This is a genomic window from Yersinia canariae (genome assembly GCF_009831415.1).
Taxonomy (GTDB): domain Bacteria; phylum Pseudomonadota; class Gammaproteobacteria; order Enterobacterales; family Enterobacteriaceae; genus Yersinia; species Yersinia canariae.
Window position 1 is genome coordinate 1,245,293 of the sequence record NZ_CP043727.1, and the last position, 13,668, is coordinate 1,258,960.

Here is a 13,668-nt window from a genome sequence, read left to right on the forward strand (position 1 = left end):
TATGGATGCGTTATGCCCGGTTTGTGAGAAAGCAATGACGGAAGTGAGTGGCCACTTTCACTGCTCTAACTGCCATGGCAACTTTCAGCAACAAGCAGTGTGCCCTGATTGTGCTAAATCCCTGCAAGTGTTGAAGGCATGTGGTGCGGTTGATTATTTTTGTCAGAATGGCCACGGACTGATTTCGAAGAGCCGCGTGCGCTTTAGTTATCTGCCGATAGTCTGATTGGTCAACAGAATTCTTTACACCCTTCATATTGGAAGCTAGAGGGTTGCTAGCTGCGCCCAATTTGTCATTTGCAGGCAGCTATTTCGTTAGTCGGCTGTTTTGCGCTGGCGGCGCTTTTTTACGACATTGATTTGCGTGATTTCACTTTCCACCCAACCATCTTGCAATCTGGTGGTGAGCTTGTCGCCGGTATGCACTTGTTTGGTGGTTTTGAGCAAAGCACCCTCAGGGGTCTGCGTGACGCTATAGCCACGGGCAAGCGTTGCCAATGGGCTGACTGCTTCCAATTGCGAGCAGGCGATACCAAAGCGCTGACGATAGCTATTAAGCTGGCGTTCTAAGGCTTGCCGTAAATGGTATTCTTGCTGTTGCACCCGCTGGTGATAACGGTGGATTTGGCCTTGAGGTTGAGCTTGCACTAAGCGCTGTTGTAGCCGTTCAGTACGCCGGCTTAATAAGCGAATTTGGCTTTGTGCGCTTTCTTCCAAGCGGCGCTGTAACTTCAGCAGGAGTGTTTGCTGACGCGCCAGTCGTAAATGCGGATGTTGTTGTTGCAGCCGATGTTCAAGGCGGGTGAATTGCTGGCTACGCTGCGCCAGATAATAATCCATTGCCATTTCCATCCGCTGCTGTTGCCCCTGAATTTGCCTAACTAACTCAATTTGGTTACGGCTGACAAGCTCGGCGGCGGCTGAAGGGGTTGGGGCGCGTAAATCTGCAACAAAGTCCGCGATAGTGACATCGGTTTCATGGCCGACCGCGCTGACAATGGGAATTCGACTGTTAAAAATAGCGCGCACCACCCGCTCGTCATTAAAACTCCACAAATCTTCGAGTGAACCACCCCCGCGCCCGACGATCAATACATCACATTCACCCCGCAGGTTAGCCAATTGAATGGCTCGGACTATTTGAAGTGGCGCATCAGCGCCTTGCACCGCGGTCGGGTAAATAATCACTGGCAGAGAGGGGTCGCGGCGTTGCAAAACTTGCAAAACATCGTGCAGCGCGGCACCGCTGGATGAGGTTATCACCCCGACTTGCCTGGCGGGGCTGGGCAGAGATTGCTTGTGATTTTGGTCGAAAAGCCCTTCTGCGGCCAGTTGCTGTTTAAGCTGCTCAAACTGCTGTTGCAGCAATCCATCACCGGCAGGCTGCATGCTTTCGGCAATTAACTGATAGTCACCACGGGGCTCATACAGCGTGATTGACGCCCTGACCAACACTTGCTGGCCATTTTGCGGGCGAAACGTTGTGCGGCGATTCGTGTTACGGAACATCGCGCAGCGAACCTGCGCCCGGTCATCTTTTAAGGTGAAATACCAGTGACCAGACGAAGGTTGGGAGAAGTTGGAAATCTCGGCAGTGAGCCAAATTTGGCCCATTTCCATTTCCAACAGCTGTCGCACCGTCTGATTAAGGCGGCTGACAGTAAAAATTGATGAAGCAGAATTTTGTGACATGTGACCTGGATCAAATTTTAAAACAAGCACTTAATTGATCGATATTACCTGCCTCAAACCGCTTGGCAAGAAAAATAATGAGAAAGTGCTGGAGGCAACCGATTACGCTCTGTATAATGCCACGGCAATATTTTATCTTTTTACATCCACCTTGGTGAGATATTGCCCATGCTACGTATCGCGAAAGAAGCTCTAACATTTGACGACGTTCTCCTGGTTCCAGCCCACTCCACAGTTTTGCCTAATACGGCAGAACTTGGTACTCAACTGACTGCAACTATCCGCCTGAATATCCCTATGCTGTCCGCAGCAATGGATACCGTAACCGAAGCTCGTCTGGCCATTGCGCTGGCACAAGAGGGCGGTTTAGGTTTCATCCACAAAAATATGTCCATTGAGCGCCAGGCTGAAGAAGTCAGCCGCGTGAAAAAACACGAAAGTGGTGTTGTTACTGAACCACAGACTGTGACTCCAACGACCACCCTCCGTCAGGTTAAAGAACTGACCGCCCGTAACGGTTTCGCCGGTTATCCGGTAGTGACCGAAGACTACGAGCTGGTTGGCATCATTACTGGCCGTGACGTTCGCTTTGTCACTGACCTGGATCAACCCGTGACTGCGGTGATGACACCGAAAGAGCGTTTGGTCACAGTCAAAGAAGGCGAAGCCCGCGAAGTTGTTCTGCAAAAAATGCATGAAAAACGTGTCGAGAAAGCCCTGGTTGTTGACGATAGCTTCCATCTGCGCGGCATGATCACAGTAAAAGACTTCCAAAAAGCAGAACGCAAACCTAATGCTTGTAAAGACGAGCATGGCCGTCTGCGTGTTGGTGCTGCTGTTGGTGCCGGTGCTGGCAATGAAGAGCGTATTGATGCTCTGGTTGCTGCTGGTGTTGATGTTCTGCTCATCGACTCATCTCACGGCCACTCCGAAGGCGTTTTGCAACGTATTCGCGAAACACGCGCTAAATATCCTAACCTGCAAATCGTTGGCGGTAATGTGGCGACGGGCGCGGGAGCGAAAGCTTTAGCCGATGCTGGTGTCAGCGCGGTTAAAGTGGGTATCGGCCCTGGCTCAATCTGCACCACACGTATTGTGACCGGTGTTGGTGTTCCACAGATTACGGCGATTGCCGATGCGGTCGAAGCGCTGGAAGGTACGGGTATTCCGGTGATTGCCGACGGTGGTATTCGTTTCTCTGGTGATATTTCCAAAGCCATTGCGGCGGGCGCTTCTTGTGTCATGGTCGGCTCTATGTTGGCTGGGACTGAAGAGTCTCCAGGTGAAATCGAACTGTATCAGGGCCGTTCATTCAAATCTTACCGCGGAATGGGGTCACTGGGCGCGATGTCCAAAGGCTCTTCAGATCGCTACTTCCAAACCGATAATGCTGCCGATAAATTGGTACCGGAAGGTATTGAAGGGCGCGTGGCATACAAAGGTCTGCTGAAAGAGATTGTGCATCAGCAAATGGGCGGCCTGCGTTCATGTATGGGGCTGACCGGCTGCGCCACTATCAATGAATTGCGCACCAAAGCTGAATTTGTCCGTATTAGTGGTGCTGGCATTCAAGAAAGCCATGTTCATGATGTGACGATTACTAAAGAGTCACCAAACTACCGCATGGGCTAATAACAAGTTAATTAGTCATCTGGTGCTGGTCATCAGATGACTATTTTTTATTTTAATATCTGGAATTTGCCGCACATGACAAAAAATATCCATAAACATCGCATTCTGATTCTTGATTTCGGCTCGCAATATACCCAATTAGTAGCACGCCGAGTTCGTGAAATTGGCGTCTATTGTGAACTTTGGGCGTGGGACGTGACCGAAGCTCAAATCCGCGAATTTAATCCAAGCGGCATCATTCTTTCCGGCGGCCCTGAAAGCACCACTGAGCATGACAGCCCACGAGCGCCTGATTATGTATTCACAGCGGGTGTCCCGGTGTTGGGCGTGTGCTACGGCATGCAGACCATGGCGATGCAATTGGGTGGCAAAGTCGAAGGTTCAAATCAGCGCGAATTTGGTTATGCGCAGGTTGAAATTAAAACTGATAGTGCGCTTATCCGTGATATCAAAGATGCCATCAATCCAGCTGGTGAAGCAGTGCTGGATGTTTGGATGAGCCACGGTGACAAAGTGACCGCGATTCCGTCTGATTTTGTCACTGTTGCCAGCACCGATACCTGTCCGTTTGCCATTATGGCCAATGAAGAAAAGCACTTTTATGGTGTGCAATTCCACCCTGAAGTGACACACACCAAGCAAGGTCAACGTCTGCTAGAGCGCTTCGTTCTGGATATCTGTGCTTGTGAAGCATTGTGGACGCCGGCCACCATTATTGAAGATGCGATTGTGCGTTTGCGTGAGCAAATTGGTGAGGACCATGTGATTCTTGGTCTGTCTGGTGGTGTTGACTCATCCGTGACTGCCATGCTGCTGCACCGCGCTATTGGTAAACGTCTGACATGCGTATTTGTTGATAATGGTCTGTTGCGTTTGAATGAAGCGGATCAAGTGCTGGAAATGTTCGGTGATAAATTCGGTCTGAACATTGTTCATGTGGCAGCGGAAGAGCGCTTCCTTACAGCACTGGCTGGCGTAGATGAACCTGAAGCAAAACGTAAGATTATAGGTCGCGTTTTTGTTGAGTTATTCGACGAAGAAGCGTGCAAACAAGACCAAGTGAAATGGTTGGCGCAGGGCACTATTTATCCAGATGTCATTGAATCAGCAGCATCTGCGACGGGCAAAGCGCATGTGATTAAATCTCACCACAATGTGGGCGGCTTGCCGAAAGAGATGAAACTGGGGCTGGTAGAACCGCTGAAAGAGCTGTTTAAAGACGAAGTGCGTAAAATCGGCCTCGAATTGGGCCTGCCATACGACATGCTGTATCGTCATCCATTCCCAGGCCCAGGTTTGGGTGTGCGCGTTCTCGGTGAAGTGAAAAAAGAATATTGTGATTTACTGCGCCGTGCCGATGCCATTTTTATTGAAGAACTGCACAAAGCCGATTTGTACAATAAAGTCAGCCAGGCCTTTACCGTGTTCCTGCCGGTTCGTTCAGTCGGCGTGATGGGCGATGGGCGTAAATATGATTGGGTTGTTTCACTGCGTGCGGTTGAAACTATCGATTTCATGACTGCACATTGGGCGCATCTGCCATATGACTTCCTTGGCCGCGTATCAAACCGCATCATCAATGAAGTTAATGGTATTTCTCGTGTGGTTTACGATATCAGTGGTAAACCCCCTGCGACGATTGAGTGGGAATGATTTTCCCTTAATAAGATATTGTCTTTGATATAAATAAAGCCTCCGATATTTCGGGGGCTTTTTATTTTCTATCTTGGTTGTAAGTGAGCTGTATTTATACTTTTCTATTTAAATATAAATAAAAAATGAACTAATTTTTTAGCCGATTATTCTTCCTAGTTGCCTGTGGCTGTGTGAATATAAACGTGTAAATTATTACGCCCAGTCTCATGCACAAAGCATGTTTTTGCTGACTTATTCTTTGAAGGTGAAGCATGAATATTAATAATAAGATTAGTAAGATATTATATGTATTATTTGTTATCACATTCAATGCCATATCCAATGATTTTGATGATGATAATGTCTGCTTTTATTCTGGTGATAATTATACTGAGAAAGGGGGAGGGAAGAGATTTTGCGTGCCCTATTATACTGAGGATGAATGGCTATTTACTCAGTGGAATAACAATGTCTCATCTATTAAAATACCGCTAAATTTTCAGGTTGATGTTTTTAGTGATTTTTCATTTATGGGAAAATCAGTATCCCTTTATAAAAATACTAATGCTGCTGAATTGGAGAAGTACGGACTAATATCAGATATAAGTTCTTATCGCGTCATGCCTAAAAAAATATACTCGAGTAATAAAAAGATTATTTTTAATTATCACTCCAATATTTTTCAAGAAAAACATCTTAGTTATGATTATTACTTGAGTCGTGGGCACAATATACTATTAAGTCGCAAGGAGAAACCGACAGATATCGACAGCCAAAGCTCCTCTATCTTTTATAGCCATACAGGGCAAATCATGACAGCCTTTAGCGGCCAAGGCTTTGATCGCAATATTTATTGTTTGCTGCCAGCAGATCTCAGAAAGGGGAATTTAAAAGCTGATGTCGCATTTAGTTATTGTGATATGGGGACTACAGGGCAGATTTGGTCACCACAAAAAATAGAAGGCAAAATAGTGTTGGTTAATAAAGGGACGGGAACGGCCTTATCCTTGGATGAGGGCGGTTTTTATGTGAGTTTAAAGACCAAACCCAGAGTTATGAATCATCTCCCCGGCCGCGGCGCGCCAAGTCATCAACCAAAAGTTAAAACTAATAGAGAGACAATATGGTTTGACGATGCTTACATTGAGAGAATGAAGTTATCTGCCGTAAGGCCTTTTCTACAATATAAAGAAACATTCGAGTCATTAAATGAAGTTGGTCATAAAGATATTTTCGTTAATCATCTCAATACAACTGATGACATTAATATCTATTTGGGGGGTGATGAAATAGGGATGTATGTTTATTATAACGCAGAGACAAAAGCATTAATCTCTTATAACAAATTGAGTAATGAGCGGATGCTAACAGAAGCGGCATGTCTCTCATTGATAAATAACCAAGTTGATGAGCGCTCACCTATCAATTTCACCTATAGCCGCAGCAGTTATAGTGATAACTCTATTGAATACCGTTGCGACAATGGCATTGCTTACAATCGGTATACTCATCGATGGGGTTTTATAAGGGACCAGAATTATCACTATTTAGTTAATGGTTTTGAAAATAAAGTCTTGAGTTTCTATATTAATGAAAATCCGCAAAAAATGAACTTTCGGGGTGTCTTAACTGGGCCAAAGTTAGGTGAGCGTATTGGTCAGGCTATTCATTTTAATGAACGAAAACCTCAGGATGCAATATTCATTAATAATCAGGCATTGGCTCATTTCCTTGATATGGAAAAGCGAGTATGTGAACTCAGAAACATAAGTGATAACAAGGATGTTCACTGTGGGGGAGCAGATACCAGTTGGTCTTCAACTGATTATCACGTACAGAATACCCATCTCAGTCGTTATTATATTCCTTGGTTGCTGTCGCAAATAGCGCAGAGGCTACATCGAGATGAATGGACGAATAAGTCGGCGGATTTTTTGCAAGAAGTTGAAACACTAAAAACGCTTGTTGAAAAAAATAGGGAACAGCCAACTGACAACACTGTATTGGAGCAAACAAAAGCGCTATTAGTTGCGTTTTTATATGCTTATGGCTCATCCGAATACACCAAAATTTGGTATCAAGCTGCGCATATTCTTAATCGTGTTGATGTATTAATCGAATGGGGGAATAACTCACCTTCATAGTTACAAAATGTGACTCACATCACATTTAACTTTACCCCTCCATTATGGAGGTATAATCTTGACGAATCTTTACAACTAAACTAAATGTTTAACATCTTTATTTTATAACTCACATCGCCATAAGGCGGGAAATCCATTCGCTATTAGTCAAGATTGCCACTGCCGTAGGGTGTTTCGCACGGTAGTTTAGCCCGCAGTAACCCGCGTCTGTTAACGCCATGCCGCTTAACAGCATGTCTATATCGTCAACAGATGAATACTGCGTGCGTGCTCTTTTGTGGAGAAAAAACATGTCGGTAACTCGCTCTCCGATACCCCAGTTGCGCGGTATTTCACGTCGTCGTTTGCTCGGGTATGTTGGCGTCGGGCTGGTCAGCAGCCTGATGAATCCCCTCTCTTTGGATGCTTTCGCAGCATCAACCCAAACCTCGCCGCAGAACCTGGAACGATTTATGTTGGTTTCCCGTGCATTGACCGGCAAACGCCAACTCAATGCGCAGGTAGGTCAGCGTATCTATCAGATATTACTCGGTAAAATCGGTGGCTTTGATCAGAAACTGGCCTTGTTACAGCCCTTGCCCGCCGGTGAACCTCAGCAATGGTCACCATTACAACAGCAGATTGCCCGGCAGATTTTGCAAGGTTGGTATGTGGGGGTCATTGGTGAAGGAACTGACGCGGTAGTTATCAGCTATGAAAATGCGTTGATGTTCGATGCGGTATCCGATGTGTTGGTTATTCGCTCTTATTGCCCGAATAAACCCGGATACTGGGCTGCAAAGCCTGATGTCGCCTTATAATTTTGGAGAATACATTTATGGCTGACATACTAAAGGCGGATATCGTCATCATTGGCTCGGGTGTCGCGGGCGGATTAGTTGCTCATCAATTGGCCATGGCGGGCAAATCGGTATTGGTTTTAGAAGCGGGGCCGCGCCTTTCTCGCTGGGAAATTGTGGAAAACTTCCGCAATCAGCCCGACAAATCGGACAACATGGCTCCTTACCCTTCAACATCTTATGCTCCTCATCCCGAATCTAATCCTAATAATAACTATCTGATTCAAAAGGGTGAACACCCATATGATGTGCAATATATACGAGCCGTGGGAGGCACCACCTGGCATTGGGCGGCATCGGCCTGGCGTTTCCTGCCAAATGATTTCAAGCTAAAAACTATTTATGGTGTTGGGCGCGACTGGCCAATTGACTATGCGACGCTGGAAAAGTGGTATTTACGTGCCGAGCAGGAGTTAGGTGTTTGGGGGCCGAGTGATGAAGACTTGGGGTCACCGCGCAGCGCGCCTTATCCGATGTCCCCGCTGCCGTTATCGTGGAATGAACAGCGCATTAAAACTGTACTAAACAGCCACACTTTTAATGGCAGTCACTTTGATGTTGTCACTGAGCCGGTTGCGCGTAACAGCCGCCCTTATGATGGCCGACCTACCTGTTGTGGTAACAATAACTGCATGCCAATTTGCCCGATAGGGGCGATGTATAACGCCATCACTCATGTTGAAAAAGCAGAGCTTGCTGGTGCGATTATTCGCCCACAAGCCGTGGTTTATAAACTGGAAGTGAATGACCAGCAGCAGATTACTGCCGCACTGTTTAAAGATGCGCAAGGCCATGAGCATCGCGCCGAAGGGCGATATTTTGTACTGGCGGCCAATGGTATTGAAACGCCGAAGCTGATGCTGATGTCCACCAGTGGTAAAAACCCACTCGGTGTGGGGAATAGCTCCGATATGGTCGGGCGCAATCTGATGGACCACCCTGGGACGGGCGTTACCTTTATGGCCAATGAGCCGCTATGGCCGGGGCGCGGCCCGCAGGAAATGACGTCTTTGATTGGCTTTCGTGATGGCGCTTTCCGTGCTGAATATGCCGCGAAAAAGATTCATTTATCTAACTTATCTCGCACTGATCAGGTCACTATTGAGTTGCTTAAGCAAGGGGAGTTACAGCTTGGGCCACAGCTTGATGCTAAAATCCGCGATCGGGCGGCACGATTTGTGCAGTTCGACAGTTTCCACGAAATCCTACCGCATGTAGAAAATCGCATTATTCCTAGCCCGACAGAAAAAGACGCCATCGGCATTCCTAAGCCAGAGTTTTACTATGCGATGGATGATTATGTGCGCAAAAGTGCCGTACATACTCAGCAAGTTTATGCCGAGGCGGCAAGGCTGATGGGCGGCACAGAAGTTCAGTTCCACAATAACTTTGCTAACAATAACCATATCACTGGCACCACCATCATGGGCAATGACCCGAAAGATTCCGTCGTGGACAGTGATTGCCGTACTCATGACCACAAAAATTTGTTTATCGCCAGCAGCAGTGTGATGCCAACTGTCGGTTCAGTGAACTGTACTTTGACGATTGCAGCACTCTCTTTGCGTATCGCTGAAACATTAAAGGCCGAGGTGTAAGATGAAAAAACCAACCCTGGGCCACTCAGTGAAATTTTTGTTTGTTGCATTAGGATTAACTGTCAGCGGCTACAGCAGTGCGGATGCTAACTTGATTGCGCGTGGCGAGTATTTGACTAAAGCCGCCGACTGCGTGGCGTGCCATACCACTAAGGATGGCAAACCCTTTGCCGGCGGATTGGCATTTAAAACCCCGATGGGCACCCTATATTCACCTAATATCACTCCGGATAAAGAAACCGGCATTGGCAATTGGACGGATGAGGAGTTTTTGCGTGCCTTGCATGAAGGGAAAGGCAAAAACGGCGAGAATCTTTATCCCGCATTCCCTTATACCTCCTATACGTTGCTGAAAGATGATGACGTCAAAGCCATCAAAGCTTATCTGTTCAGTTTGCCTGCGGTACATCAGCCGAATCGCGAGAATGACATGCCATTCCCGTTCAATCAGCGCTGGGGATTGTGGTTCTGGAATTTGGTGAACTTTGAGGGGCAGCGCTTCCAACCCGATACCAGCAAAGATGCGCAATGGAATCAGGGTGCTTATTTTGTTGAGGCATTGGGTCACTGCGGTGAATGCCACACCCCGCGCAATATCACCATGGGAATGAAAGACAGCAAAGCTTATGCCGGTGCAGAGATTGATGGCTGGACGGCATTCAATATTACCTCAGACCCACATGCCGGGATTGGGGGCTGGAGTCAGGAACAGGTTGTGCAATATCTGCGTAGCGGCCATGTCGACGGTAAAGCACAAGCGGCTGGGCCGATGGCGGAAGTCATTGAAAACAGTACTCGTCATCTGACTGAGAGTGATCTGAACGCGATGGCGGTTTATTTACGCAGCCTAAAACCCTTAAATCCGGATGACGAAACCAAGAGCCGTTCGGATTGGGGGCAGTCGGCAACCAGTGTTAATACCTTACGCGGGATGCCTTTCACGGCAGATAACCACACCGATGGTGCGCGTTTGTATCTGGGCAATTGTGCCAGTTGCCACAGTTTTACCGGCGAGGGTGTGAAAGACGGTTATTACCCATCACTGATGAAAAACTCGGTAGTTGGGGCTTCCACTCAAAATAACCTGATTAATGTCATTCTCCATGGTGTGTCGCGGAAAACCAATGACGGTGAAGTCTTTATGCCCGGTTTTGCTAATACATTGACTGATGAGCAGGTGGTTAGTTTGAGTAATTATCTGTTGCAACAGTTTGGGCAACCAGCACTGAATATAAAAGCTGAGGATGTCAAAACACTACGCGAACAGTAAGGAACAAAAATAAGGGAGTTTCGGCTCCCCGTTTTGCTTTTTAGACCACATTATCAATATTAATTCTTATTTAATCTTTTCATTATGCCAATGCATTAAAACATAGTCACCGTCATTGCTCTTACCGGTCGCAATGGCCACCCAGCCATTTTTTTGATAAAACGCCAGTGCATGCTGGTTTTTTGCCAGGCACTTTAATGAGCCATGGCTGTTAAACCGATGCTGTGTTGCTTGCAATAACGCCAGCCCGACTCCACTGTGCTGGGCTTTGGGGTCAACAAACAGATTATGCAGGAAACTTTCCTCCATAAATATTGAAGCGAAACCCGCGTGAGACTCACCCTCAATGGCGACCAGAATAGTCTCCCCAAGAGTGACGCGGTCAAAGTCCTCCAGACGAAAATGCTCGCCATCCAACCAACTAAATGCGGCCCGACGTGATGCCAAATACAAGGTGCGCAAAAATGGCCGGTCACTCTCTTGATATTCACGAATCTTGATACTCATCCTTGTTTTATCCCTCCCAAACGGCTGCGTTGAACATGGGGTGAGCGAATACGTGATTGATCTTCTATCACCAGCCCGTGATAATAACAATTCTGACTCGGGGTGCCTGTCACAAATAGTGATATGGCTGAGATATTACCCGTATTACCTGATCTGGATTATACCAGCGTAGGGAAGTCTCGGCACCGCCAGGTACCGCCTTCTTGACCGCCGGTTAGGAGGAATATGTTCGTTCAACCTGCCGTTTTTTCTTCAGTTATCACGACTCACACCTTGCTATTCACAATATCGCATGCCGATATGATTGTGGGGGCGTATTCATGAAACGTATAAATGCACTCACCATTGCCGGAACTGATCCGAGCGGCGGTGCCGGTATTCAGGCTGATCTAAAAACTTTTTCTGCATTACAGGCCTATGGCACCAGTGTTATCACGGCTTTGGTGGCACAAAATACCCGTGGCGTGCAGTTGGTTTATTCTATTGACGCGGCTTTTGTTGCTGCTCAAATGGATTCGGTGCTGAGTGATGTGCGTATTGATAGCGCCAAAATCGGCATGCTGGCAAATGCTGAAATTGTTGATATTGTTGCCGCGCAGCTGCGTCGCTATCCCATAGAGTTTGTGGTGCTAGACACGGTGATGGTTGCCAAAAGTGGTGATCCTTTGCTGGCCCCCGACGCTGTTGATGCGGTGCGCCGTTTACTGATTCCTCAGGTGGCCTTGATAACCCCTAACTTGCCGGAGGCCGCGGCATTACTTAATTGCAATCCGGCTGATAATGAGCAGGAAATGTGTGAGCAGGGGCGGGCATTGTTAGCATTAGGTTGTCAGGGGGTATTGATGAAAGGAGGGCATCTGAGCGGTGAGGAAAGCCCGGACTGGCTGTTTACCGCACAGGGTGAACAGCGTTTTGTCACTCGCCGGGTTGATACCCGCCATACCCACGGCACCGGTTGTACCTTATCGGCAGCCCTCGCCGCATTGCGGCCACGGCACACCAATTGGGTCGATACGGTAAGTGCGGCCAAGAATTATCTGCAAGGGGCATTGGAGCAAGCCGACACCCTGGAAGTGGGGCAGGGGATCGGGCCGGTGCATCATTTCCACCAATGGTGGTAATCCCCTTTTTCCTCGAAATGACTGCTATTCTTGCGCCAGTAAATAGCGCTGTGTCATCGTAAATATCGCGATGGCACGCTGCAAATGATGAGCATCAAAACGGTTAAGTAAGTAACTTTCGGCTCCTTTACGCGGGCGAATACACAGCAGGAGCTTCGGATTACCCGCTTCATCTTTGATCAAGTCAAACTGATAGCTGCCGATGTCTTTTTCATCTTCTCGCCAGGAAATTTGTACTGCTGGCAATGGGTTATCTGCCGTCGGTTGCCTGATGGCAAAAAAGTATTCTCCTGCCCAGAAACCGGCATAATGTCCATCAGCTTGTAAGTGTTTGGTCCGGAAAATGGGGGCCGCAGCGAGTTGGCTGATGGCATCCAATGTTATTTCTTGATGCGCTTGTCGCCACAATGGGACGTCATTTTCGATTTGCCAACAAGCAGCACCCAAATAATCATTCAGTTCGCGCCAATCACTATCCAGCTGTTGGCGTAACTCTTCTTCGAGGATATTACGGTATTGCTGCATGCCGCTAGGTTGGTCACCCAGTGTTTCGTAAGTAATTAACTCCATGGTGCGGGGCTTGCGGCGAAAACTCATCCATAACACCACCTTAGGGATACGGAATTCAATCGACTGAATGCTCAGCCGATAGCGGTCCCCTTTGTTCACTACAAAGCCATTGGCCGTGCCGCGTTTATTTTGATAATTCCGTATTATCACCACGCTATTTAGCCCCATCCAACCCGTGACGTAATGTTCACTGTCAGAATTGGCGACATCCAGGTCTATCACCATTTGGACGATTTTATCACTCTCGAGCTTGTCTAGCGGATGGGCATCCCCGGCAGAGTAATACAACTTCTCGGGGGCTTCGGGTAACTCAAGGGTCAACATGGCATGGCCTTTTCGGGAATAGACTCGTCATCTTTCAAGTTGCATGTGCGTTGGCCGCTCTCGGCAGGTTTCCCCCCGAATCATTGGCTGGAGGCAACTCATCGGGCTCACTTGTTTGCCGCTTTCCTGCAATTTGAATAATGTGGAGTATGGTTATCAATTCAACATTGTCTGGTTTATATCTTACATCAAGCTGTCATACCGATTGCGGTATAACGAGAATTAGGATGAAAATTCGTGCTATGGATCAACTTTTTCTACAGTTACGGGTCATAGACATGCAAACTAATATCACGCATGCAAATTTGTTGCACAGTGGCCAGTTGAATACCTGGC

At 47.4% G+C, this 13,668-nt stretch carries 11 protein-coding genes and 1 riboswitch; of the genes, 8 read left to right on the forward strand and 3 right to left on the reverse strand.

Translation table 11 applies throughout. The features are described 5' to 3' along the window. Window position 1 precedes the first annotated feature (1 nt). Complete coding sequence (locus F0T03_RS05775) at window positions 2-226, forward strand: zinc ribbon domain-containing protein (protein ID WP_145557496.1); 225 nt, start codon at window positions 2-4, stop codon at window positions 224-226. A gap of 89 nt (window positions 227-315) precedes the next feature. On the opposite strand, the gene xseA is transcribed toward F0T03_RS05775, so the two are convergent. After that, window positions 316-1,692 (reverse strand): exodeoxyribonuclease VII large subunit, encoded by a 1,377-nt coding sequence (gene xseA / locus F0T03_RS05780; protein ID WP_159677425.1) that lies wholly within the window; start codon window positions 1,690-1,692, stop codon window positions 316-318. 168 nt (window positions 1,693-1,860) lie between these two features. Between xseA and guaB the strand changes: the two genes are divergently transcribed. The 6 genes from guaB to F0T03_RS05810 all read left to right on the forward strand — a co-directional run bounded on the left by guaB (window position 1,861) and on the right by F0T03_RS05810 (window position 10,810). Continuing rightward, entirely contained in the window at window positions 1,861-3,324 is a 1,464-nt protein-coding gene (gene guaB / locus F0T03_RS05785; protein ID WP_145557492.1) for an IMP dehydrogenase, read from the forward strand. Between the two features lie 75 nt (window positions 3,325-3,399). Further along, complete coding sequence (guaA, locus tag F0T03_RS05790) at window positions 3,400-4,977, forward strand: glutamine-hydrolyzing GMP synthase (RefSeq protein WP_159677426.1); 1,578 nt, start codon at window positions 3,400-3,402, stop codon at window positions 4,975-4,977. Window positions 4,978-5,231: 254 nt separating this feature from the next. Then, window positions 5,232-7,103 (forward strand): hypothetical protein, encoded by a 1,872-nt coding sequence (locus F0T03_RS05795; RefSeq protein WP_159677427.1) that lies wholly within the window; start codon window positions 5,232-5,234, stop codon window positions 7,101-7,103. 290 nt (window positions 7,104-7,393) lie between these two features. Then, a complete protein-coding gene (locus F0T03_RS05800) occupies window positions 7,394-7,903 on the forward strand; it encodes a sugar dehydrogenase complex small subunit (RefSeq protein ID WP_162526886.1) in 510 nt (169 codons plus the stop codon). A 17-nt stretch (window positions 7,904-7,920) separates the two neighbouring features. Beyond that, window positions 7,921-9,540 (forward strand): GMC family oxidoreductase, encoded by a 1,620-nt coding sequence (locus tag F0T03_RS05805; RefSeq protein WP_159677429.1) that lies wholly within the window; start codon window positions 7,921-7,923, stop codon window positions 9,538-9,540. A 1-nt stretch (window position 9,541) separates the two neighbouring features. Then, the gene (locus F0T03_RS05810; RefSeq protein ID WP_162526887.1) at window positions 9,542-10,810 is read left to right on the forward strand and encodes a cytochrome c; all 1,269 of its coding nucleotides are present in this window, start codon (window positions 9,542-9,544) and stop codon (window positions 10,808-10,810) included. 66 nt (window positions 10,811-10,876) lie between these two features. Here the strand turns inward: F0T03_RS05810 and F0T03_RS05815 are convergent, their stop codons facing one another. Then, window positions 10,877-11,317: a GNAT family N-acetyltransferase gene (locus F0T03_RS05815; protein WP_145557482.1), complete on the reverse strand. Its 441-nt coding sequence runs from the start codon at window positions 11,315-11,317 to the stop codon at window positions 10,877-10,879. A gap of 88 nt (window positions 11,318-11,405) precedes the next feature. Beyond that, window positions 11,406-11,509: riboswitch (TPP riboswitch) on the forward strand. A gap of 128 nt (window positions 11,510-11,637) precedes the next feature. On the opposite strand from F0T03_RS05815, the gene thiD reads away from it, so the two are divergent. Continuing rightward, entirely contained in the window at window positions 11,638-12,438 is an 801-nt protein-coding gene (gene thiD / locus F0T03_RS05820; protein WP_159677430.1) for a bifunctional hydroxymethylpyrimidine kinase/phosphomethylpyrimidine kinase, read from the forward strand. 24 nt (window positions 12,439-12,462) lie between these two features. On the opposite strand, the gene F0T03_RS05825 is transcribed toward thiD, so the two are convergent. Then, complete coding sequence (locus F0T03_RS05825; RefSeq protein WP_162526888.1) at window positions 12,463-13,332, reverse strand: hypothetical protein; 870 nt, start codon at window positions 13,330-13,332, stop codon at window positions 12,463-12,465. Window positions 13,333-13,668 lie beyond the last annotated feature (336 nt).

Bases quoted from the DNA above. Each gene is read 5' to 3' on its own strand.
- guaB (WP_145557492.1), top strand. From the start codon at position 1,861: ATGCTACGTATCGCGAAAGAAGCTCTAACATTTGACGACGTTCTCCTG.
- guaA (WP_159677426.1), top strand. From the start codon at position 3,400: ATGACAAAAAATATCCATAAACATCGCATTCTGATTCTTGATTTCGGC.
- F0T03_RS05805 (WP_159677429.1), top strand. From the start codon at position 7,921: ATGGCTGACATACTAAAGGCGGATATCGTCATCATTGGCTCGGGTGTC.
- F0T03_RS05810 (WP_162526887.1), top strand. From the start codon at position 9,542: ATGAAAAAACCAACCCTGGGCCACTCAGTGAAATTTTTGTTTGTTGCA.
- F0T03_RS05815 (WP_145557482.1), bottom strand. From the start codon at position 11,317: ATGAGTATCAAGATTCGTGAATATCAAGAGAGTGACCGGCCATTTTTG.
- F0T03_RS05775 (WP_145557496.1), top strand. From the start codon at position 2: ATGGATGCGTTATGCCCGGTTTGTGAGAAAGCAATGACGGAAGTGAGT.
- xseA (WP_159677425.1), bottom strand. From the start codon at position 1,692: ATGTCACAAAATTCTGCTTCATCAATTTTTACTGTCAGCCGCCTTAAT.
- thiD (WP_159677430.1), top strand. From the start codon at position 11,638: ATGAAACGTATAAATGCACTCACCATTGCCGGAACTGATCCGAGCGGC.
- F0T03_RS05825 (WP_162526888.1), bottom strand. From the start codon at position 13,332: ATGTTGACCCTTGAGTTACCCGAAGCCCCCGAGAAGTTGTATTACTCT.
- F0T03_RS05800 (WP_162526886.1), top strand. From the start codon at position 7,394: ATGTCGGTAACTCGCTCTCCGATACCCCAGTTGCGCGGTATTTCACGT.
- F0T03_RS05795 (WP_159677427.1), top strand. From the start codon at position 5,232: ATGAATATTAATAATAAGATTAGTAAGATATTATATGTATTATTTGTT.